Consider the following 23,443-nt stretch of genomic DNA (forward strand, 5'->3'; position numbering starts at 1 on the left):
GAGGCATTTGTTGCATTTTCGAGACGTCTGCCGCAGCGTCGAAACGCACCGCCAACGAGCTTCGATCCACGCGACCACCCGCACGGGTTTTGCCGCCCCTCGCCCGCCTTACATTTGACGTGTTTCGCGTCGTTAGCGTACGTTCTACCGCATCGTGAAGGGAAGTTTCACGCGATTATAGGCTGACCTAAAGCCTTGAATTGCCTGCAACTATCGCTTACAATCGCCCGGATTTAATTGCACGGCAACCCCGTAAGCGCTGCGTAAACTCGCGGGCTGAACGAGACTTTCGGAACATTGCGATGGCGGTCAAAACGTCGAATCTGTCGCCGGAGAATGGTGACGACAGACACCGCGCTGAACGCTCCGCACCCGAGATGTCCTCCAGTCGGCAGCTCGATCCGGCCGAAGCGTGGGATGACGCGCAGGAAGATAACAATATCGTTCCGCTCACGCGGGCCGAGGCGGAAAAGCTGTTTGGTCCCGGCGTGGGTCGTCCATCGCGCGTGACGCCGTTCAAGGTCGTCGCAGCGCAAATGGTTTTGTCCCTGGTTGCAACGCTGTTGTGGTGGCTGTTCTACAAGCCGCCGGGCGCTGCTGCGCTGTCCGCGTTCCTCGGGGGGGCGATCTGCTGGGTGCCGGGCGCGTTGTTCGCGGCACGACTGAAAAAGCAGGGCGGCGCCGAGACCGTGATGAGCTGGATGATCGGCGAAGCACTCAAGATGGGGACAACGATTGCGATGTTTGTCGCAATCGCCTTCTGGTATCACGACGTACGCTGGATTCCGCTGCTCGTGACCTACCTCATCGCGCTGAAGACTTACTGGATCGCCTTGGCGTGGCGCTAAGGTAGCAGCACAAAAAATAGCAGCAAAAAGAATTTAAGGCCGGCGCGTAGCGCCGGCACGGGTGTGCGGATGAGACAGGGCCCGCACCCGGTGCGTTCCCGCAACACAGTATTCCGGCGGGAGCGGCCTCGAACGATTTTCGACAATTTGGGTGGCTTTAACGATATGGCAGCTAGCGAAGGCACGCGCGCAATGGATCCGTCCGAGTACATCGCGCACCACTTGCAGAACTTTTCCACCGCACACCAGACGTCGATTTTCGACATCCATGTGTGGAATCTCGACACCCTTTTCTGGTCGATCGTGTGCGGCCTCGTCACGATTTTCGTACTGCACCTGGCAGCCCGTAAGGCAACGGCCGGCGTGCCGGGCCGCTTCCAATGCGCGATCGAAATGCTGGTCGAAATGGTCGAGGATCAATCCAAGGCCATGATCCACGGCTCGCGCACCTTCATCGCGCCGCTCGCGCTGACCGTGTTCGTCTGGGTCGCGCTGATGAACTCGCTCGACTTCATTCCCGTCGACCTGCCGGGCCGTGTGATCGGCTGGCTGGGTCTGTCCGAAGCCATCCCGCACCACCGCATCGTGCCGACCGCCGACCTGAACGGCACGATCGGCATCGCGCTCGGCGTGTTCGTGCTGATGATTTACTACAACTTCAAGATCAAGGGCGCTGGCGGCTTCGTGCATGAACTGCTGTCCGCTCCGTTCGGCGCGCATCCGCTTCTGTGGATCCCGAACCTGGCACTGAACATCATCGAGTTCGTCGCGAAGACGGTCTCGCTCGGCATGCGGTTGTTCGGCAACATGTACGCGGGCGAACTGTTGTTCCTGCTGATTGCCCTGCTCGGCAGCCTCTGGAGCTTCGGCGCGGACACGACGGTGCTTGGCTTCATCGGCCACGTGGTCGCCGGCACAGTGTGGTCGATCTTCCACATCCTGATCGTTCTGCTGCAGGCGTTCATTTTCATGATGCTGACGCTGGTGTACATCGGCCAGGCACACGACACGCACTAACCTGCGCTGTCGGCAAAGAATCGTAGTTTTTAAATCCCAGTTCCAACCAGTTCTAAAAGACTTTTCACAAAGGAGTGATCATGCAAGCTTTCATCGCCAACATCCAGGGTCTGACCGCCATCGGTATCGGCATCATCATCGGCCTGGGTGCTATCGGCGCCTGTATCGGTATCGGTCTGATGGGCGGCAAGTACATTGAAGCGTGCGCCCGTCAACCGGAACTGATGAACCCGCTGCAAACCAAGATGTTCCTGCTGGCTGGTCTGATCGATGCGGCGTTCCTGATTGGCGTTGGTGTGGCAATGCTGTTTGCGTTCGCGAACCCGCTGCTCTCGAAGCTGGCAGGCTGAGGTTCCTCGGAGGTTTGCGCCTGAGCTATAACTGGTAAAGGCGCAGGGCGGAACGGGTACTGGGGCGCTGATCGAGCAGAATCGATGAGCGCCTTGCCGTTTCACTTTCCGAACAAGCAACGTTTAAGGAAACACCGTGAATCTCAACGCAACCCTGTTTGCGCAAATGGTCGTGTTCCTGATCCTCGCGTGGTTCACGATGAAATTCGTGTGGCCGCCGCTGATCAACGCCATCGACGAGCGCGCGAAGAAGATCGCCGACGGTCTGTCCGCCGCGGAAAAGGGCAAGCAGGAACTCGAAGCCGCCCACAAGCGCGTCGACCAGGAGCTGGCTCAGGCTCGCAACGACGGCCAGCAACGCATCGCCGACGCTGAAAAGCGCGCGGTCGCAGTCGCCGACGAAATCAAGGCTCAGGCGCAGTCGGAAGCCGCCCGCATCATTGCGCAGGCGAAGGCCGACGCGGACCAGCAAGTCGTGAAGGCACGCGAGACGCTGCGTGGCGAAGTCGCAGCACTCGCTGTGAAGGGCGCTGAACAGATCCTGAAGCGCGAAGTCGACCAGGCAGCTCATGCTGACCTGCTGAATCAACTGAAAGCAGAGCTCTGATCATGGCCGAACTTGCAACCATCGCCCGTCCGTACGCGGAAGCGCTGTTTGGCGTGGCCGAAGCTGGTGACATCGCCGCCTGGTCCACGCTCGTGCAGGAGCTGGCACAGGTTGCGCGTCTGCCCGAAGTGCTGTCGATCGCCTCGAGCCCGAAAGTGAGCCGCGCCCAGGTTAGCGATCTGCTGCTGGCTGCGGTCAAGTCGCCGCTCAAGGACAACGCGCAAGCGAAGAATCTGGTGCAGATGCTGGTGGACAACCATCGCCTGCAGCTGCTGCCGGAAATCGCCTCGCAGTTCGAAGAGTTGAAGAACGCCCGCGAAGGGGCAGCAGATGTGCTGATCGTCAGCGCATTCCCGCTCGAAGGTGCGCAGTTGAACGAACTCGTCGCAAGCCTCGAACGCAAGTTCAAGCGTAAGCTGAAACCGACGGTCGAAGTCGATCACTCGCTGATCGGCGGCGTACGCGTGACGATCGGCGACGAAGTGCTCGATACCTCGGTCCGCGCGCGGCTCGCCAGCATGCAAACGGCTCTGACGGCCTGAAGCGCTTCGCGTTTTGGCGGCTGGCACGCAACAGAATTGACTATCAGGAGCGAATAATGCAACTCAATCCCTCTGAGATCAGCGAGCTGATCAAGAGCCGGATCCAGGGCCTTGAAGCGAGCGCAGACGTTCGCAACCAGGGCACCGTGATCTCCGTGACCGACGGTATCGTGCGCATCCACGGCCTGTCGGAAGTGATGCAGGGCGAAATGCTCGAATTCCCGGGCAACACCTTCGGTCTCGCGCTGAACCTCGAGCGCGACTCGGTCGGCGCCGTGATTCTTGGTGAGTTCGAACACATTTCGGAAGGCGACATCGTCAAGACGACGGGCCGCATTCTGGAAGTGCCGGTGGGTCCGGAACTGCTCGGCCGCGTGGTCGACACACTCGGCAACCCGATCGACGGCAAAGGCCCGATCAACGCGAAGATGACCGACGCAATCGAAAAGATTGCACCGGGTGTGATCTGGCGTAAGTCGGTTTCGGAACCGGTCCAAACCGGTCTGAAGTCGATCGACGCGATGGTGCCGATCGGCCGTGGCCAGCGTGAGCTGATCATCGGCGATCGTCAGTGCGGCAAGACCGCGGTCGCAGTCGACGCGATCATCAACCAGAAAGGCAAGAACCTCGTTTGTATCTACGTCGCGATTGGCCAGAAGGCTTCGTCGATCGTGAACGTGGTGCGTAAGCTCGAAGAATCGGGCGCGCTCGAATATACGATCGTCGTGGCCGCTTCGGCTTCGGATTCGGCCGCAATGCAATACCTCGCGCCGTACGCCGGCTGCACGATGGGCGAATACTTCCGCGATCGCGGCCAGGACGCGCTGATCGTTTACGACGACTTGACCAAGCAGGCTTGGGCATACCGTCAGATCTCGCTGCTGCTGCGCCGCCCGCCGGGCCGTGAAGCTTACCCGGGTGACGTGTTCTATCTGCACTCGCGTCTGCTCGAGCGCGCTGCTCGCGTCTCGGAAGAGTACGTCGAGAAGTTCACCAATGGTGAAGTGAAGGGCAGGAGCGGTTCGCTGACGGCATTGCCGGTCATCGAAACGCAGGCAGGCGACGTGACCGCATTCGTTCCGACGAACGTGATCTCGATTACCGACGGCCAGATCTTCCTTGAAACCGACCTCTTCAACGCAGGTATCCGCCCGGCAATTAACGCTGGCGTGTCGGTGTCGCGTGTGGGTGGCGCGGCTCAAACGAAGGTCGTGAAGAAGCTGTCGGGCGGTATCCGTACAGACCTCGCGCAGTACCGTGAACTCGCTGCGTTCGCGCAGTTCGCATCGGACCTCGACGAAGCGACCCGCAAGCAGCTCGAGCGCGGCCGCCGCGTGACGGAACTGCTGAAGCAGCCGCAGTATCAGCCGCTGCAGGTGTGGGAACTGGCTGTGTCGCTGTTCGCGGCGAACAACGGCTATCTCGACGACCTCGAAGTTGCTCAAGTCCTGCCGTTCGAAAAGGGCCTGCGCGACCACCTGAAGTCGAGCCATGCCGACCTGGTCAAGCGTATCGAAGATACCAAGGAACTCTCGAAGGACGACGAAGGCCTGCTGCACACGGCCGTCAAAGACTTCAAGAAGTCCGGCGCTTATTGATCCGCGAGTGATCCGCAAGGCATAAACGGACCTTGAAGCGGCGCGGGCCGCATGCGAATGCTCCCGCGCTACTTCGGCCGCATTGCATGGGACCCGAGTAAGCGCTAAAGCGCTAACTCGGGCCGACAAAGGAGCAAGCAATGGCTGGAATGAAGGAAATTCGCGGCAAGATCAAGAGCGTGCAAAACACGCGCAAGATCACGAAAGCGATGGAGATGGTGGCCGCATCGAAGATGCGCCGCGCTCAGGAGCGCATGCGCGCTGCTCGCCCGTATGCCGACAAGGTCCGCGATATCGCCGCGCACATGAGCCGTGCGAACCCGGAGTATCGTCACCCGTTCATGGTGTCGAACGAAGGCGCGAAGGCGGCCGGCGTCATCCTCGTCACGACTGATAAAGGTCTGTGCGGCGGGATGAACACCAACGTGCTGCGTGCGTCGGTGCAGAAGTTCAAGGAACTGGAAGGCCAGGGCAAGACGATCGAGGCAACCGCGATCGGCAGCAGGGGCTTGGGCTTCCTGAACCGACTGCAGGCGAAAGTCGTGTCGAACGTCGTGCAACTGGGCGATACGCCGCATCTGGAAAAACTGATCGGCGCTGTGAAGGTGCAACTCGACCTGTACTCGGAAGGGAAGATTTCGGCGGTGTACCTCGCGTACACGCGCTTCGTCAACACGATGAAGCAGGAGCCGGTGATCGAGCAACTGCTGCCATTGTCGGCGGACCAGTTCGAGCGCACGGAAGAAGACGGTACGACGCCGAGCACGCAGTGGGACTACATCTACGAGCCGGATGCGCAGGCAGTGGTTGACGAACTGCTGGTGCGTTATGTCGAAGCGCTGGTCTATCAGGCCGTCGCGGAAAACATGGCATCGGAGCAGTCGGCCCGCATGGTCGCGATGAAAGCCGCTTCGGACAACGCGAAGACGGTCATCAACGATCTGCAGTTGGTCTACAACAAGAGCCGTCAGGCCGCGATCACGAAAGAACTGTCGGAAATCGTCGGTGGAGCGGCGGCCGTCTGACCCCGGTCGGCAGGTCGTTGCGTGTGCGCCCGAGCGGCGCACCCATCGGAGAAACTGCGCCTTTGCGCGAGTGAAGAATTGAGTATCTAAAGGAAAAGCGATGAGTACTACTGCTTTGGTAGAAGGCAAGATCGTACAGTGCATCGGCGCGGTGATCGACGTGGAATTTCCGCGTGAAACCATGCCGAAGATCTACGACGCGCTCATTCTGGAAGGTTCGGAACTGACGCTCGAAGTCCAGCAGCAGCTGGGCGACGGCGTGGTCCGTACCATCTGTCTGGGTGCTTCGGATGGTCTGCGCCGCGGCACGATCGTCAAGAACACGGGCAACCCGATCAGCGTGCCGGTCGGCAAGCCGACCCTCGGCCGTATCATGGACGTGCTTGGCCGTCCGATCGACGAAGCCGGCCCGATCTCGAGCGACACCACGCGTGCGATCCACCAGAAGGCTCCGGCGTTCGACCAACTGTCGCCGTCGACCGAGCTGCTCGAAACCGGCATCAAGGTTATCGACCTGATCTGCCCGTTCGCAAAGGGCGGTAAGGTGGGTCTGTTCGGTGGCGCCGGCGTGGGCAAGACCGTGAACATGATGGAACTGATCAACAACATCGCGAAGGAACACGGCGGTTACTCCGTGTTCGCCGGTGTGGGCGAGCGTACCCGCGAAGGGAACGACTTCTATCATGAAATGAAGGACTCGAACGTTCTCGACAAGGTCGCGCTGGTCTACGGCCAGATGAACGAGCCGCCGGGCAACCGTCTGCGCGTCGCGCTGACCGGCCTGACGATGGCCGAGCACTTCCGTGACGAAGGCCTCGACGTGCTGTTCTTCGTCGACAACATCTACCGTTTCACGCTGGCCGGTACCGAAGTGTCGGCACTGCTCGGCCGTATGCCGTCGGCAGTGGGCTATCAGCCGACGCTGGCTGAAGAAATGGGTAAGCTCCAGGAGCGTATTACGTCGACCAAGACTGGCTCGATCACGTCGGTGCAGGCCGTGTACGTCCCTGCGGACGACTTGACCGACCCGTCGCCGGCTACGACCTTCGGCCACCTCGACGCAACCGTCGTGCTGTCGCGTGACATCGCCTCGCTCGGTATCTATCCCGCGGTGGATCCGCTCGATTCGACCTCGCGTCAGATCGACCCGCACGTGATCGGCGAAGAGCATTACTCGATCACGCGCGGCGTGCAGCAAACGCTGCAACGCTACAAGGAACTGCGCGACATTATCGCGATTCTGGGCATGGACGAACTCGCGCCGGAAGACAAGCTCGCCGTCGCGCGCGCTCGTAAGATTCAGCGTTTCCTGTCGCAGCCGTTCCACGTCGCCGAAGTGTTCACGGGTTCGCCGGGCAAGTACGTGCCGCTGAAGGAAACGATCCGTGGCTTCAAGATGATCGTCGAAGGCGAGTGCGACCACCTGCCGGAGCAAGCGTTCTACATGGTCGGCACGATCGACGAAGCCTTCGAAAAGGCCAAGAAGATCCAGTAAAGGTCGGGTGTAACGAAGCGAGCGCCGGCCTCGCGCATCACGGCCGCCAAAACGGTAGTGTTGCGCAAAGCCCGCGTCTCTCATTACGCTCAACCCGCCTTGCATGGGACGGGAGTCAGCACTAAAGCGCTAACTCTCCTCGACAGGAGTCGACACATATGGCAACCATTAAAGTAGACGTCGTCAGCGCGGAAGAGGAAATCTTCTCAGGCCAGGCGAAGTTCGTCGCGCTGCCAGGCGAAGCGGGTGAACTCGGCATTCTGCCGGGCCACACGCCGCTCATCACGCGGATCCGCCCGGGTGCGGTGCGCATCGAAGTTGAAAACGGCGAAGAAGAGTTTGTGTTCGTCGCCGGCGGCATCCTCGAAGTCCAGCCGGGCGCAGTGACGGTTCTCGCCGACACCGCGATCCGCGGCAAGGATCTCGACGAAGCCAAGGCCGAAGACGCACGCAAGCGTGCGGAAGAGGCGCTGCAGAACACGGGCTCGAACCTCGAGTACGCGACCGCACAGGCGGAACTCGCGTACGCGACGGCGCAACTCGCGGCAATCCAGCGTCTGCGCAAGCTGCGCGGCCAGCACTAAAGCAGCACGTAGTAGAAGAAAGCAGCCCGCGCGGCTGCTTTTTTTGATATCTAGTTGACGTTTACGTAAAGGTCGGCAAAATCCAAAGGGATGGAGATACGGACGGTCGCCGCGGTCGATGCGACGCGGGGCGGGTAAGACTTGATGCCGGCCGGATACGCGCCGGTGCACAATCGATTTCAAATTCATTTCAATCGAGCGCGCTTGCGCTCACGGAGACAACACCATGGCAACGCATAGCCCAGGAGAAGGTGCGCTCATCGAACCCGCGGATGGACTGTCGTATGTGCGCGGGTCGACTGAAAATCCGTTGAGCGAAGCGACCGTCGGCGAGCTTCTGCGCGATACCGCGGCGCGCTTTCCCGATCGGCCGGCCGTGGTGTTTCGGGAGCAGCGCATCCGCTGGACATGGAGCGAATTCGCACAGGAAGTGGATGTGCTTGCGTCCGGGCTGCTTGCACTCGGCATCGCGAAGGGCGATCGCGTTGGCATATGGTCGCCGAACCGCGTCGAGTGGCTGCTGACGCAGTTCGCGACCGCGCGCATCGGCGCAATCCTCGTCAACATCAATCCTGCCTATCGGCTCGCGGAACTCGAATACGCGCTGAACAAGGTCGGTTGCAAGGCGATCGTCACCGCCGAGCGCTTCAAGACGTCGATGTACCTCGAGATGCTGCAGGAACTCGCGCCCGAATTGGCGACGCAGCCGCCGGGCGAACTGCATGCCGCGCGGCTGCCGGAACTGCGCTACGTGATCCGCATGTGCGACACGGAGACGCCAGGCATGCTGAGCTTTTCCGACGTAATCGAGCGTGGCCGTGCGTCGTTCGACGCCACTCGGCTCGATGCGATCGGCGCGACGCTGTCGTGCCGGGAGCCGATCAACATCCAGTTCACGAGCGGCACGACGGGCAATCCGAAGGGCGCGACGCTGACGCATCGCAACGTCGTGAACAACGCGCGCTATATCGCGATGGCGATGCGGCTCAGCGAGCAGGACGGCCTGTGCATTCCAGTGCCGCTGTACCACTGCTTCGGGATGGTGCTGGCGGTGCTCGCGTGCGTGTCGGTCGGCGCGAACATGGTGTTTCCGGGCGAGGGCTTCGATCCGGCCGCGACACTCACCGCGACCGCGGAGGAGAAGTGCACCGCGCTGCACGGCGTCCCGACGATGTTCATCGCAGAACTCGACCATCCGACCTTCGCCTCATACGACTTCTCGCGGCTGCGCACCGGTATCATGGCGGGCTCGCCGTGCCCGATCGAGACGATGAAGAAGGTCGTCTCGAAGATGCACCTGAGCGAGATCACGATCGCCTACGGCATGACGGAAACCAGCCCAGTGTCGTTCCAGAGCTCGACGACCGATCCGCTCGACAAGCGTACGACGACAGTCGGGCGCATCCAGCCGCATCTCGAAGTGAAAATCGTCGATCCGCTCGACAATATCGTGCCGGTCGGCGAAACGGGCGAGCTATGCACGCGCGGCTACTCGGTGATGCTCGGTTACTGGGGGGACGACGCGAAGACGCACGAAAGTATCGTCGACGGCTGGATGCACACGGGCGACCTCGCGACGCTCGACGCCGAAGGCTATTGCAACATCGTTGGCCGGCTGAAGGACATGCTGATTCGCGGCGGCGAAAACATCTATCCGCGCGAGATCGAGGAGTTTCTGTTCCGCCACCCGAAGATCCAGAGCGTGCAGGTGTTCGGCGTGCCCGATACCAGGTATGGCGAAGAAGTATGCGCGTGGATCGTGCTGCGGACCGGCGAACAGGCGACCGCAGAAGAAATCCAGCAGTTCTGCCAGGGGCAGATTGCGCACTACAAGGTGCCGCGATATATCCGCTTCGTCGATGAACTGCCGATGACCGTGACCGGCAAGGTGCAAAAATTCGTGATGCGCGAACGGATGATCGGCGAGTTGAAACTCAGAGAGGACAAGACGGCATGACGCCGCCGCAGCACACTGCGCAGCCAAATATGCCAAATAGGTACGATAGAACAGGAGTTGCGCGGCGAGGACTCGTCGCGCGCAAACGTTTGAGCAGGCGAAAAAAAAGCGGGCCTGGAGCCCGCTAAAAACCACACGCTACGGGGTTAGCGCGAGGAGACCAAAGATGGGACGGTTGTCACGACGACCCTGCGTCGATGACGGCCCCAGCAGGGATGCCCCTTCACAGGGCTTCGGCAAGCGCCGACCGGCAAGTGCATCGTATCCGCTCACACCACGCACACAGCCACATCCGTGTTGAAACCGTTGAGGGCATTGTGGGCGAATTACCCTATGAACGCGGTAACAAAGTGTTTCAGGTTGTAACGCCCGCCCGATAAGGCGCTGCGGGATTTATTGCCAAAATGAGACCTTTAAATCGTAGTTATTACCGATGACTACGCCGCAATTTAATACGCATGATTGATACCATTCATGACGCTTGGTGCAGCAGAGATTGGGTCACTCATCAGCGTGAAATGGTTGCGTCTGCAGCGTTCGAGCGACGAATTTCCTGCGGAACCAGCGCTGTGACCCTGCCCCAAAATACGTCACAATCCGATGAAAAATCTGTGATGCAATGCAGCAAAGCGAATCCGCTTGTGCGGCGTATTGGAAAGGGGCGCATCGCTGCACCCTCGACCTGATCCGGACAGTTATTAATCCGTCGATGTCGCCCCTCGTTACATCATCGCCGGCACCAAATCTCCCAGGCGTGCGCAGGCCGCCCCCGCGATCAGTCAGCAGCTGACGGCCTCCAACGGACACGGTCGGCTTACTTCAACCACTTGTCCGAGATAGCCTGATACTCGCCGGTCGCTCGAGCGAGATGCAGCCACTGATCGACGTATTGCTGGAACGCGACATCCCCGCGCGGTAGCAACCAGGCCTTCTCGCCGTACTGGAACGGCTTGTCCGGATGCACCGAGCAGAGGCCGGGATTGAGTTTCTGCTGCAGCAGCGTTTCCGACGCATCCGTCACCATCACGTCCGCCTTGCCCGCGAGGATCTGCTTGAAGATCGTCACGTTGTCCGGATAAACGGTGAGGTTTGCGTGCGTGAAGTATTGCTTCGCGAACTTCTCGTTGGTGCCCCCCGGATTGACGATCACTCGTGTGGACGGTTGATCGATCTGCGCGACCGTCTGATATTTGTTGACGTCGTCGCAACGGACGATCGGCGTTTTGCCGTCGATCATGTAAGCCTGTGTGAAGAACGCATGCTTCTGGCGCTCGAGCGTCGGCGACACACCGCCAATGCCGATGTCGCACTTTGCGACGAAGTCGTTCATCAGGTTCGACCACGACGTCTTGACGAACTCGACCTGCACGCCGAGCGACTTCGCGAGCGATTCCGCCATGTCGATATCGATGCCCTCGAAGTGGCCATCGCCCCTGTAGAACGAATACGGCTTGTAGTCGCCGGTAGTGCAAGCGCGCAGCGTGCCGCGGCTGATGATGTCGTCGAGCCTGGACGGCGCGGGCGTGGCGTTTTGCGCGCTGGCGACGCCGACGTGCATCAGGACGCCGGCGAGCGCGCCGAGCATTGCGAGTGCTGCCTTCTTCATCGAGTCTCCTGGTGGTGTGTAGTGTGTAATTCATCGGTAAAGCTGTCGGATAGTAGCTTGGCAGCGCGGGCTTGAACATCGGCCGTTCAGCCAGGGCGACCCGGGCAGCGGAAGGGAGCGACCCCGACCCGTGCGCGCAGTGGCGGCCGGTAGCTGATCGAGGTGCGTCCGAGCTGCTTCCCGCCCGCTTCCCACGAGGTGCCGTCGCGACATTGATTACCCCGCGACGCGCGATGTCCGGAGCCGCCTCCGGTAAAATGCTCCTTTGCCCTCAGCTCTTCAGTCGCACGCAACGTGGCCCATCAAATCCTGAACGACACTTTTCTGCGCGCGCTGCTGCGCCAGCCCACCGACTACACGCCAGTCTGGCTGATGCGGCAGGCTGGCCGCTATCTGCCGGAATACAACGCCACGCGCGGCCGCGCGGGCAGTTTCCTCGGTCTCGCGAAGAACCCGGCTTTCGCGACGGAAGTCACCTTGCAGCCCCTCGATCGCTACCCGCTCGACGCCGCGATCCTGTTCTCCGACATCCTGACCGTGCCCGACGCGATGGGTCTCGGTCTCGAGTTCGTCAACGGCGAAGGGCCGAGATTTTCCCGTCCAGTGCGCACCGAAGACGACGTCGCGCGCCTCGCGGTGCCCGACATCGACGCGACACTGCGCTACGTGACCGACGCCGTGCGTGAAATCCGCTCGGCGCTGAAGGACGCGCAAGGCCGCCAGCGCGTGCCTCTGATCGGCTTCTCAGGCAGTCCGTGGACGCTCGCGTGCTACATGGTGGAAGGCGGCGGCTCGGCAGACTTTCGCACCGTCAAATCGATGCTGTACGCGCGTCCCGATCTGCTGCAACGGATTCTCGAGGTCAACGCGCGCTCGGTCGCGGCATATCTGAACGCGCAGATCGAAGCTGGCGCGCAAGCGGTGATGATTTTCGACACATGGGGCGGAGCGCTCGCCGATGGCATCTATCAGCGCTTTTCGCTGCGCTACATCGAGCAGGTGGTCAGTCAACTGAAGCGCGAACACGACGGCGAAAAAGTGCCCGTAATCGCATTCACGAAGGGTGGCGGCCTGTGGCTCGACGACATCGCCGCGAGCGGCGTCGACGCGGTGGGCCTCGACTGGACCGTGAACCTCGGCAAGGCGCGCGAACGTGTCGGTGGCAAGGTGGCGCTTCAGGGCAACATCGATCCGTCGGTGCTGTTTGCGCCGCCTGCCGCGATCCGCATGGAAACGCGCGCGGTGCTCGACAGTTTCGGCAATTATCCCGGCCACGTTTTCAATCTGGGTCACGGCATTTCACAGTTCACGCCGCCAGAGCATGTTGCTGAACTGGTCGACGAAGTGCATCGTCACAGCCGCGCTATTCGTAGTGGTGCACATACGCCCGCGTGAGACTGTAATCATTACCGTTTTTTGTTGCATTGCAGCGAATTGGGCTCTCGCCCTAAGGACCGCAGGTCCGCGAAGAGGCCGCCAGATGGTGGTCTTAGGAAAGTCAAGAGCCGACTTATGCACACTTCGCACGCTGCGGCGCGGCAGAGACTTTAATCGTGCCCCGACCCTTGCACATACTCGGCGCATTTGATCTGAGCCTTGTCCGGCAAGGGTTTGCGGGGCGCGTGATGAAATGTGCGGAACCCCACACAAGGCCGTCGTTATGCCGTTTGCGGCCCGTCGAAGTGAAGTTCTCAACAAAGTTATCCACAGGGCAGCGAGCCGAGCGCAATTGTTCAGTCGAATCCAAAACTTAGCGGTGAAATTAAGGTTTTACTTTAACTTCGACGGCTTCGCGTCCCGTGCGACCCACCCCGCGCCGCGAGCTGGCCTCGTGCCGGCTCATCCTCAGCGCCACGCCGAGTGAACCAAATGTTCGTCCGCGTCGCGCTCGACCATCCGCTGCCGACCCTGTTCGACTACCGCTGCGACATATCCGGGGCGGCTGTCGTAGGCACGCTCGTCAGCGTTCCGTTTGGCAAGCGGCACGTGGTGGGGCTCGTTTGCGAAGTGACCGCTCACAGCGACGTGCCGGCCGAGCGCCTGCGTGATGTGGATCAGGTCTGCACGGCGTGTCCGCCGGTGTCGGCACATTGGCTCGCGCTCGCCTCATTCGCCGCGGACTACTATCAGCGCGGTCTCGGCGAAGTGGCGCTGCCGGGGCTGCCTCAGGCGCTGCGCGACGCGTCGCGCTGGTCGCGGCTGTTCGCGCCGGAAGAGCGCTATCGGTTGACGGCCGAGGGCCGCACGGTATTGCCTGACGCCTTGCCCGCCCGCGCGACGGCGCTCAGAGCGCTCGCTCAAGCGCTCGCTCAAGCCGACTTCCTCCTCGCTGCCGACGCCCGCGCGCTGCATCCGAAGGCGCTGGCGACACTCGACACATGGCAGACGGCAGGCTGGGTCACGCTCGATGTGATCGACGCCGCCACGGTGCCCGCCGCCGCGTCGCTGCCGAACATGCCCGCGCCTGCCCTGCCAACCCTCACCGACGAACAGGCGAGTGCCGTCGAAGCGATCCGCGACGCCCACGGCTTCGCGCCCTTCCTGCTGCACGGGGTGACGGGCAGCGGCAAGACCGAAGTGTATTTGCGCGCGCTCGCCGCGATTCTGGCCGGCAAGCCCGCTGCGCAAGCGCTCGTGCTGGTACCGGAAATCAACCTGACGCCGCAGTTCGAGGCGGCGTTCCGCGCCCGCTTCGCCGCGCTCGACGCCAGCGCGATCGTCACGCTGCATAGCGGTCTCGCCGAAGGCGAGCGCGCCCGCAACTGGTTCGCCGCGCACACCGGCCGCGCGCGCATCGTGCTCGGTACGCGGCTAGCGGTGCTCGCGTCGCTGCCGCGGCTGGCGATCATCGTCGTCGACGAGGAGCACGATCCGGCCTACAAGCAGCAGGAAGGCTTGCGCTATTCGGCGCGCGATCTCGCGATCTATCGGGCGAAGCAACTCGGCGTGCCGGTCGTGCTTGGCTCGGCGACGCCGTCGCTCGAGAGCTGGTGGCAGGCAGATCAGGGCCGCTACGAGCGGCTCACGCTGTCGCGCCGCGCCGTCGCCGAGGCCGCGCTGCCGAGCGTGCGTCTCATCGATCTCGAAGACGAGCGCCGGCGCGGGCGGGGATCGATCGAAGGTTTGTCGGGCCCGTTGATCGCCGCGATGAAGGCGCGGCTCGAACGCGGCGAGCAGAGCCTCGTGTTCCTCAACCGCCGTGGCTACGCACCGCAACTCGCTTGCGATGCGTGCGGCTGGGTGGCCGGTTGTCCGCGCTGCAGCGCCTACGTCGTGCTGCACAAGCCCGAGCGCGCGTTGCGCTGTCATCACTGCGGCTGGGAGTCTCGTATCCCGCGTTCGTGCCCGGAGTGCGGCAACGTCGATATCGCACCGCTCGGGCGCGGCACGCAGCGCGTCGAGGAAACGCTTGCGAGCGCGGTGCCGGGCGCCCGCGTGCTGCGTATCGACGCCGACAGCACGCGCCGCAAGGGCAGCGCGCAACAGTTGTTCTCGGACGTGCACGCGGGCGAGGTCGATATTCTGGTCGGAACGCAGATGATCGCGAAGGGACACGATTTCCAGCGCGTGTCACTGGTTGGCGTGCTGAACGCCGATACCGCGCTGTTTTCGCATGATTTCCGCGCGAGCGAGCGCCTGTTCGCGCAGCTGATGCAGGTGAGCGGCCGCGCGGGCCGCGCCGGTCTGCCGGGCGAAGTGCTGGTGCAGACGCGCTATCCGCGCCACGCGCTGTATCACGCGCTGTGCCGTCATGACTACGTGGGCTTCGCCAATGCGACGCTCGCCGAGCGACGCGACGCGCACCTGCCGCCGTTCGTCTACCAGGCGCTGTTGCGCGCCGAAGGCCGCACGCTCGAAGCGGCGCTCGCGTTTCTGCAGCAGGCCGCTGCCGAACTTGCGCGGATTCCTGCCGCCGAGCGCGTCACCGTCTACGACGCAGTGCCGCTCACGATCGTCAAGGTGATGCACGTGCATCGCGCGCAGCTGCTGATCGAAAGCGCGTCGCGCGCGGCGCTGCAGGCTACGCTGCGCGCGTGGCAGCCATTGTTGCGCGCGCTCAAGGGCGTGCTGCGCTGGAACCTCGAAGTCGATCCGCTCGACATCTGACGCCACGGGCCAGATGACGCCCGCCATACTTCTTTGAGTCATATCCATAGAGCGAATGATCGTTTCGCTTTGCGATCGCGCTCGCCTATAGTCGCCAAATCGGCGCATTTTGGGGCAAAACGACAATAACTTCGCGCCGATGCCACTCAACTTTCTCGGGGCATCTGCAATGAGCGACAGCCATCACACCGTGCCGGCGGACGCGCCGGGTCAGCGGCAAGGTACACAAGACGCGCAAACCGCACGAGGCAGCGGCTTTTCGCTGACCGAAGACTGGCTCGCCGCTGGCGTCGGCCTGCTCGTGATCGTGATCGCTTGGGCGCTGTTCGCGTCGGGTAGCAGCATCAAGTGGCTCGCGGTCGCGCCGGCCAAATGGTCGAGCGTCGCGCAGGCCGCGCAGGACATTGGCAAGCATCTACCCAACTACCTCGCGCTATTCGCGACATTCGCGGTGCTGTTCGGCGCGAGCGTCGCCCTGCTCCGGCAGCGCGTCGGCGCGTTTCTCGCCGCGTTCATCGTCGTGTTCGTCGCTTCCGCGCTGATTCTGACGCTCGGCGCATGGGTAGACGCGTCCAGGTACAACCTCGAGCCGCCGCTCGTCGCGCTCGCGCTCGGGCTGCTCGTGTCGAACCTGTTCACGCTGCCGGAGTGGCTCGCGGCCGGGCTGCGCGTCGAGTTCTACATCAAGGTCGGTATCGTGCTGCTCGGCGCGACGCTGCCGTTCACGCTGCTCGTGTGGGCCGGTCCGGTCGCGGTCGTCCAGGCGAGCATCGTCTCATTGGTGACGTTCTTCGTGATCTTTTTCGTTGCGCGAGCATTCGGACTCGATCGACGCTTTGCCGCCGTGCTCGGTGTCGGCGGCGCGGTGTGCGGCGTGTCGGCGGCGATCGCGATTGCCGGCGCGGTACGGGCGAAGCGCGAGCAGGCGTCGGTCGCGATCACGCTGGTCGTGCTGTGGGCGATCGTGATGATCTTCGTGCTGCCGTTCGCGTCGCGCTCGCTTGGACTGCCGACGGCCGTCGCCGGCGCCTGGATCGGCACCTCCGAATTCGCCGACGCCGCGGGCATCGCCGCCGCCCAGGCCTACGGCGATTTCGCGCGCCACGCGGGCGGCGCGATCGCCGGCGCGCCGGAAGCGTCGTTGCAGGCCTTCACGCTGATGAAGGTGGTCGGCCGCGACATCTGGATCGGCATCTGGGCGTTCGTGCTCGCAATCGTCGCGACGACGCGCTGGGAAGCGCAGGACAGCGGAGTCGCCGCGCGCGCGAATGCCGGTGAGATCTGGGCGCGTTTTCCGAAGTTCGTGATCGGCTTCGTGATCGCGTCGGCGTTGGTCACGTGGATCGCGAGCCATTATTCACTCGCCGATTACCGTAAGGTCGTCACGCCGGAGTTCGTCGCGCCGATCACGGTGCTGCGCACGTGGGCGTTCACCTTCTGCTTCCTGAGCATCGGTCTGACGACGCGCTTCCGCTCGCTTGCCGCGACCGGTCTGAAGCCGTTCCTCGCGTTCACGGCGGGCGTGGTGGTCAATATCGCGATCGGTTACGCGCTGTCCGCACACGTGTTCGCGTCGTACTGGAACAGCCTCGGATAACGCCGTGAAGATTTCGATGGATCGAGGCGCGGGCGCTGCGCCATACATAGGCGCCGCAGAGCGCAGCAGCGCGGCGGACGCGCCCTGCTGCGCCGGATGCCGGCATCGCGTGAACGAACGGGATGCGCTCGAGCAGCGTATCCCAGGGCTTGCCGTGTTCAGTTCAGGGTTCGGCGCGAGCGTCGCCGATAGCCGGCTGTGTGGTCTGCATGACCAGTTGGTATCGCCCGGCGATGTCTGTGCGCGGTTCGAGCCGGTTGCGCCGTCGCTCGGGCCGCGCTAACCCAACAGCGATCTTCAGGCGCAAATCCCCGCGCCAATCCAGTCGCGCATCCCCACATTCGCGCGCATCCGGCTTCATGAGCCGTTGCGCGCTCTCTCCTGATCTCAGTCGTTCAGCGCGTTTCGCGTATTCTCCGCCGATCCACGCGAGGCCGCGCTCGCACGCTTGTGCTCCTCTTCGCGCCGATTCGAGGCCCTGGTCGCGCCTCGAATGAAAAACACCGCACAGGCCGCGCACATCGCCCAGACGCCCAGTATTACCAGCCACTTTTCCATTACACCAACCCTCGGGAACCCCGTTTATCTTTTCTGCGTGCCCTGAAACCGACGTTTCGGGCCGTCCGTCTTCGTGCTTCTGTATATCGGCGCGCGAAGTCGTTTGATAAGGCTTATTTCAAAAAGAATCACGCCAGGGAAAGTACCGATCGAAAATACCCCGGTTCGACTGTCGGTCACCGCCCGGAAACCCATGCTCCATAAGGCTTCCGGCGGGGTGCAACCAACCTGCCGATTTGGTTGCACCTTTTTATTTGGAGGCGTACGATTCGCCCAACTTTTAGTCTTTCGCCAGGCTCGCGCCCGGTATCAAAGAAGGAAACATGGCTAGCACCACTCTTGGCGTCAAGGTCGACGACCTCCTGCGTTCCCGGCTCAAAGATGCCGCCACCCGCCTCGAGCGCACCCCGCACTGGTTAATCAAGCAGGCGATTTTCGCCTACCTCGAAAAGATCGAGCACGGCCAGTTGCCGGCCGAACTGTCAGGCGCGACCGGCACGGCCGATCTTGCCGACGGCGCGGCGGTCGAGAACGACGAAGACGGCGCGTCCCATCCGTTCCTCGATTTCGCGCAGAACGTGCAACCGCAGTCGGTGCTGCGCGCGGCGATCACCGCCGCGTATCGCCGCCCTGAACCCGAGTGCGTACCGTTCCTGCTCGGCCAGGCGCGTCTGCCGGCCAACCTCGCCGGCGACGTGCAGGCGATGGCCGGCAAGCTCGTCGAAACGCTGCGCTCGAAGAGCAAGGGCGGCGGCGTGGAAGGGCTGATCCGCGAGTTTTCGCTGTCGAGCCAGGAAGGCGTCGCGCTGATGTGCCTCGCCGAGGCGCTGCTGCGCATCCCCGACCGCGCGACCCGCGACGCGCTGATCCGCGACAAGATCAGCAAGGGCGACTGGAAATCGCACGTCGGCCAGGCGCCGTCGCTGTTCGTCAACGCGGCGACCTGGGGTCTGATGATCACCGGCAAGCTGGTGACGACCAATAGCGAGACGAGCCTGTCGTCGGCGCTCACGCGCCTGATCGGCAAGGGCGGCGAGCCGCTGATCCGTAAGGGCGTCGACATGGCGATGCGCCTGATGGGCGAGCAGTTCGTGACCGGCGAGAACATTTCCGAAGCGCTCGCGAACAGCCGCAAGTACGAGGCGCGCGGTTTCCGCTATTCATACGACATGCTCGGCGAAGCGGCCACCACCGAGGCCGACGCGCAGCGCTACTACGCGTCGTACGAGCAGGCGATCCACGCGATCGGCAAGGCCGCGGGCGGCCGCGGCATCTACGAAGGTCCCGGCATCTCGATCAAGCTGTCGGCGCTGCACCCGCGCTACTCGCGCGCGCAGCAGGAACGCACGATGAGCGAGCTGCTGCCGCGCGTGCGTTCGCTGGCGATCCTCGCGCGCCGCTACGACATCGGCCTCAATATCGACGCCGAAGAAGCCGACCGCCTCGAACTGTCGCTGGATCTGCTCGAAGCGCTGTGCTTCGATCCGGAGCTGCAAGGCTGGAACGGCATCGGCTTCGTCGTGCAGGCGTATCAGAAGCGCTGCCCGTTCGTGATCGACTACCTGATCGATCTGGCGCGCCGCAGCCGTCACCGTGTCATGGTAAGGCTCGTGAAGGGCGCGTACTGGGATACGGAAATCAAGCGCGCGCAGGTCGACGGCCTCGAAGGCTATCCGGTCTACACGCGCAAGGTCTACACCGACGTGTCGTACCTCGCCTGCGCGAAGAAACTGCTCGGCGCGCCCGACGCCGTCTATCCGCAGTTCGCGACGCACAACGCGCACACGCTGTCGGCGATCTATCACCTCGCGGGCAACAACTACTACCCCGGCCAGTACGAGTTCCAGTGCCTGCACGGCATGGGCGAGCCGCTGTACGAAGAAGTCACCGGCCGCGACAAGCTGAACCGCCCGTGCCGCGTGTACGCACCGGTCGGTACGCATGAGACGCTGCTCGCGTACCTCGTGCGCCGGCTGCTTGAGAACGGCGCGAACACGTCGTTCGTGAACCGCATCGCCGACGAATCCGTCGCGATCAAGGACCTGGTCGCCGATCCGGTAGAGGAAGCGTCGGGGATCGTGCCGCTCGGCGCGCCGCACGCGCGCATTCCGCTGCCGCGCAATCTGTATGGCGCGGAACGGCTCAATTCGATGGGCTTCGATCTGTCGAACGAGCATCGGCTCGCGTCGCTGTCGTCGGCGCTGCTCGCGAGCGCGCATCACCCCTGGCGCGCCGCGCCGATGCTCGAAGACAACGAGATCGCGGTCGGCGCTGGGCGCGACGTGCGCAACCCGGCCGACCAGCGTGATCTCGTCGGCACGGTCGTCGAAGCGACGGCGGAGCATGTGAGCGCCGCGCTCGGCCATGCGGTGGCCGCCGCGCCGATCTGGCAGGCGACGCCGGTCGAGGCGCGCGCGGATTGCCTCGCGCGCGCCGCGGATCTGCTCGAAGCGCAGATGCACACGCTGATGGGCCTCGTGGTGCGCGAAGCGGGCAAATCGCTCGCCAACGCGGTCGCTGAAATCCGCGAGGCGATCGACTTCCTGCGCTACTACTCGACGCAGATCCGCGACGAGTTTTCGAACGATACGCATCGTCCGCTCGGTCCGGTGGTCTGTATCAGCCCGTGGAATTTCCCGCTGGCGATTTTCATGGGCCAGGTGGCCGCCGCGCTCGCGGCCGGCAACACGGTGCTCGCGAAACCGGCCGAACAGACGCCGCTGATCGCAGCTCAAGCGGTGCGAATTCTGCGCGAAGCGGGCGTGCCGGCGGGCGCGGTGCAACTGCTGCCGGGCAATGGCGAGACGGTCGGAGCCGCGCTGGTCGCCGATCCGCGCACGCGTGCGGTGATGTTCACCGGCTCGACCGAAGTCGCGCGTCTGATCAACAAGACGCTGTCCGGCCGACTCGATCCGGATGGCAAGCCGATTCCGCTGATCGCCGAAACCGGCGGCCAGAACGCGATGATCGTCGACTCGTCGGCGCTCGCCGAGCAGGTCGTCGCCGACGTGCTGCAGTCGTCTTTCGACTCCGCCGGTCAACGGTGTTCGGCGTTGCGCGTTCTTTGTTTGCAGGACGATGTCGCGGACCGCACGCTCGAAATGCTGACGGGCGCGATGCGCGAGCTCGCGCTCGGCAACCCGGACCGGCTGTCGACCGACGTCGGCCCGGTGATCGACCTGGACGCGAAGCGCGGCATCGACGCCCACATCGCGGCGATGCGCGACAAGGGCCGCAAGGTCGAGCAACTGCCGCTGCCGGAGGGCGCGACGCAGGGTACTTTCGTGCCGCCGACGCTGATCGAGCTCGACAGCATCGACGAGCTGAAGCGCGAAGTGTTCGGTCCGGTGCTGCACGTGGTGCGCTACCGCCGCAGCCAGCTCGACAAGCTGCTCGAACAGATTCGCGCGACGGGTTACGGTTTGACGCTCGGCATCCACACGCGCATCGACGAAACGATCGCGCACGTGATCAGCCGCGCACACGTAGGCAACATCTACGTGAACCGCAACGTGATCGGCGCGGTGGTCGGGGTGCAGCCGTTCGGCGGCGAAGGACTGTCGGGTACGGGGCCGAAGGCCGGCGGTGCGTTATATCTGCAGCGTCTGCTCGCAACTCGTCCGGCTGGTTTGCCGAAGTCGCTCGCGCAGGCGCTGGTGGTCGAAGTACCGCAGGCGGCAGAAAAGGGCGACAATCCGGCGGCCGCGCTGACCGCGTTGCGCGACTGGCTGATCGCCGAGCGCGAGCCGCAGCTTGCCGCACGTTGCGACGGCTATCTGTCGCATGTGCCGGCGGGCGCGACCGCGGTACTGTCGGGGCCGACCGGCGAGCGCAATACGTACACGCTGGGCCCGCGCGGCACGGTGCTGTGTATCGCGTCGACGGCGAGCGGTGCGCGCGTGCAGTTCGCGGCGGCGCTGGCTACGGGAAATCGTGCGTTGTTCGAGGGCGCGGCCGGTGAACAATTGGTTTCGCAATTGCCGGCGTCGCTGAAGGCCCACGCGAGCGTGAAGAAGAGCGCCGACGCGCCGTTCGACGCCGTGCTGTTCGAAGGCGACAGCGATGAACTGCTCGCGCTCGTGAAGGAGGTCGCGAAGCGCGCGGGGCCGATCGTGTCGGTGCAGGGCGTCGCGGCCCGTGCGCTCGCGAGCGGCGACGAGGACTACGCGCTCGAGCGTCTGCTGACCGAGCGCTCGGTCAGCGTGAATACCGCGGCGGCAGGCGGCAATGCGAATTTGATGACGATCGGTTGAGCGAACCTCGGCGATTTATTCAATAGAAAGGAAGCGGCACGGCGACCCCGACACCGCTTCATCCACACCTGGTATCAAGGAGAAGCTATGCAACACAAAATGAAACAGCTGGCAGGCGCAGCTCTGGTTGCCGCCATGTCGCTGGCGGGGACGGCCAACGCTCAATCGACGGAAGACGTGAAGATCGGTTTCGCCGGTCCGATGACGGGCGCACAGGCGCACTATGGCAAGGACTTCCAGAACGGCATCACGCTCGCGGTCGAAGAGTTCAACGCGACGAAGCCGGTGATCGGCGGCAAGCAGGTTCACATCGTGCTCGACTCGGCCGACGACCAGGCCGACCCGCGCACCGGCACGACGGTCGCGCAGAAGCTCGTGGATGACGGCATCAAGGGCATGCTGGGCCACTTCAACTCGGGCACGACGATTCCGGCCTCGCGCATCTACGCGAACGCGGGCATTCCGCAGATCGCAATGGCGACGGCGCCGGAATACACGCAGCAGGGCTTCAAGACCACCTTCCGCATGATGACGTCCGACACGCAGCAAGGCTCGGTCGCTGGCACGTTCGCGGTGAAGAACCTCGGCATGAAGAAGATCGCGATCGTCGACGATCGCACCGCTTACGGCCAGGGTCTTGCGGATCAGTTCGAGAAGGCTGCGAAGGCGGCAGGCGCGACGATCGTCGATCGTGAATACACGAACGACAAGGCCGTCGACTTCAAGTCGATCCTGACCAAGCTGAAGTCGTCGAACCCCGATCTGATCTATTACGGCGGCGCGGATTCGCAAGCCGCACCGATGGTCAAGCAGATGAAGCAGCTCGGCGTGAAGGCGCCGCTGATGGGCGGCGAAATGGTCCACACGCCGACCTTCATCAAGCTCGCCGGCGATGCGGCGAACGGCACGGTGGCCTCGCTCGCCGGTCTGCCGCTCGAAGAAATGCCGGGCGGCAAGGCATACGTCGAGAAGTACAAGGCGCGCTTTAACGAAGACGTGCAAACGTACTCGCCGTACGCGTTCGACGGCGCGATGGCGATGTTCACCGCGATGAAGACCGCGAACTCGACCGATCCTGCCAAGTACCTGCCGGTGCTCGCCAAGACGTCGAAGCCGGCCGTGACGTCGGCCAACCTCGCGTACGACGCGCGCGGCGATCTGAAGAACGGCGGTATCACGCTGTACAAGGTCGTCGATGGCAAGTGGACGACGCTGCAAAGCGTGGGCGGCAAGTAAGTTTTTTGCTGACTACGGTTGATAAAAGAAAACCCCGCTCTGGCGGGGTTTGTTTATAGGCGG

17 protein-coding genes are annotated in these 23,443 nt (G+C 63.2%); 16 read left to right on the top strand and 1 reads right to left on the bottom strand.

Features of this window, described 5'->3' with window-relative positions; all coding sequences use genetic code 11:
- The first annotated feature begins 302 nt into the window (after positions 1-302).
- The 10 genes from OKW45_RS32625 (at position 303) to OKW45_RS32670 (ending at position 10,023) form a co-directional block, all read left to right on the top strand.
- Positions 303-848 (top strand): ATP synthase subunit I, encoded by a 546-nt coding sequence (locus tag OKW45_RS32625; protein ID WP_018418857.1) that lies wholly within the window; start codon positions 303-305, stop codon positions 846-848.
- Between the two features lie 165 nt (positions 849-1,013).
- Positions 1,014-1,865 (top strand): F0F1 ATP synthase subunit A, encoded by an 852-nt coding sequence (atpB, locus tag OKW45_RS32630; protein WP_026225522.1) that lies wholly within the window; start codon positions 1,014-1,016, stop codon positions 1,863-1,865.
- 80 nt (positions 1,866-1,945) lie between these two features.
- On the top strand, positions 1,946-2,215 hold the full coding sequence (atpE, locus tag OKW45_RS32635) for a F0F1 ATP synthase subunit C (RefSeq protein ID WP_007180033.1): 270 nt from the start codon (positions 1,946-1,948) through the stop codon (positions 2,213-2,215).
- 136 nt (positions 2,216-2,351) lie between these two features.
- Positions 2,352-2,822 carry a F0F1 ATP synthase subunit B gene (locus OKW45_RS32640; RefSeq protein WP_018418855.1) on the top strand — a complete coding sequence of 157 codons (471 nt, stop codon included), beginning with the start codon at positions 2,352-2,354 and terminating at the stop codon, positions 2,820-2,822.
- A 2-nt stretch (positions 2,823-2,824) separates the two neighbouring features.
- Positions 2,825-3,364, top strand: coding sequence for a F0F1 ATP synthase subunit delta (locus OKW45_RS32645; RefSeq protein WP_018418854.1), 540 nt, complete (start codon positions 2,825-2,827; stop codon positions 3,362-3,364).
- Between the two features lie 56 nt (positions 3,365-3,420).
- Positions 3,421-4,962: a F0F1 ATP synthase subunit alpha gene (atpA, locus tag OKW45_RS32650; protein ID WP_429473013.1), complete on the top strand. Its 1,542-nt coding sequence runs from the start codon at positions 3,421-3,423 to the stop codon at positions 4,960-4,962.
- Between the two features lie 140 nt (positions 4,963-5,102).
- Positions 5,103-5,987: a F0F1 ATP synthase subunit gamma gene (gene atpG, locus OKW45_RS32655; protein ID WP_026225521.1), complete on the top strand. Its 885-nt coding sequence runs from the start codon at positions 5,103-5,105 to the stop codon at positions 5,985-5,987.
- Between the two features lie 100 nt (positions 5,988-6,087).
- Positions 6,088-7,482 (top strand): F0F1 ATP synthase subunit beta, encoded by a 1,395-nt coding sequence (gene atpD / locus OKW45_RS32660; RefSeq protein ID WP_026225520.1) that lies wholly within the window; start codon positions 6,088-6,090, stop codon positions 7,480-7,482.
- A gap of 158 nt (positions 7,483-7,640) precedes the next feature.
- A complete protein-coding gene (locus OKW45_RS32665) occupies positions 7,641-8,066 on the top strand; it encodes a F0F1 ATP synthase subunit epsilon (RefSeq protein ID WP_008917918.1) in 426 nt (141 codons plus the stop codon).
- A 226-nt stretch (positions 8,067-8,292) separates the two neighbouring features.
- On the top strand, positions 8,293-10,023 hold the full coding sequence (locus OKW45_RS32670; protein WP_429473014.1) for an AMP-binding protein: 1,731 nt from the start codon (positions 8,293-8,295) through the stop codon (positions 10,021-10,023).
- Positions 10,024-10,837: 814 nt separating this feature from the next.
- Here OKW45_RS32670 and OKW45_RS32675 read toward each other — a convergent pair.
- The gene (locus tag OKW45_RS32675) at positions 10,838-11,629 is read right to left on the bottom strand and encodes a transporter substrate-binding domain-containing protein (RefSeq protein WP_429473015.1); all 792 of its coding nucleotides are present in this window, start codon (positions 11,627-11,629) and stop codon (positions 10,838-10,840) included.
- Between the two features lie 294 nt (positions 11,630-11,923).
- Between OKW45_RS32675 and hemE the strand changes: the two genes are divergently transcribed.
- From hemE to OKW45_RS32705, 6 genes are all read left to right on the top strand, one after another.
- Positions 11,924-13,024, top strand: a complete 1,101-nt coding sequence (hemE, locus tag OKW45_RS32680; RefSeq protein ID WP_429473016.1) for a uroporphyrinogen decarboxylase — start codon at positions 11,924-11,926, stop codon at positions 13,022-13,024.
- Positions 13,025-13,498: 474 nt separating this feature from the next.
- Positions 13,499-15,736: a primosomal protein N' gene (locus OKW45_RS32685; protein ID WP_018418847.1), complete on the top strand. Its 2,238-nt coding sequence runs from the start codon at positions 13,499-13,501 to the stop codon at positions 15,734-15,736.
- A 169-nt stretch (positions 15,737-15,905) separates the two neighbouring features.
- Positions 15,906-17,333: a YeiH family protein gene (locus OKW45_RS32690; protein ID WP_018418846.1), complete on the top strand. Its 1,428-nt coding sequence runs from the start codon at positions 15,906-15,908 to the stop codon at positions 17,331-17,333.
- 109 nt (positions 17,334-17,442) lie between these two features.
- The gene (locus OKW45_RS32695) at positions 17,443-17,616 is read left to right on the top strand and encodes a hypothetical protein (RefSeq protein ID WP_429473017.1); all 174 of its coding nucleotides are present in this window, start codon (positions 17,443-17,445) and stop codon (positions 17,614-17,616) included.
- 598 nt (positions 17,617-18,214) lie between these two features.
- Positions 18,215-22,144, top strand: a complete 3,930-nt coding sequence (gene putA, locus OKW45_RS32700; protein ID WP_429473018.1) for a trifunctional transcriptional regulator/proline dehydrogenase/L-glutamate gamma-semialdehyde dehydrogenase — start codon at positions 18,215-18,217, stop codon at positions 22,142-22,144.
- Positions 22,145-22,231: 87 nt separating this feature from the next.
- Positions 22,232-23,380 carry a branched-chain amino acid ABC transporter substrate-binding protein gene (locus tag OKW45_RS32705; protein ID WP_018418842.1) on the top strand — a complete coding sequence of 383 codons (1,149 nt, stop codon included), beginning with the start codon at positions 22,232-22,234 and terminating at the stop codon, positions 23,378-23,380.
- Positions 23,381-23,443 lie beyond the last annotated feature (63 nt).

The organism is Paraburkholderia lebeckiae (assembly GCF_050436225.1).
Taxonomy (GTDB): domain Bacteria; phylum Pseudomonadota; class Gammaproteobacteria; order Burkholderiales; family Burkholderiaceae; genus Paraburkholderia; species Paraburkholderia tuberum.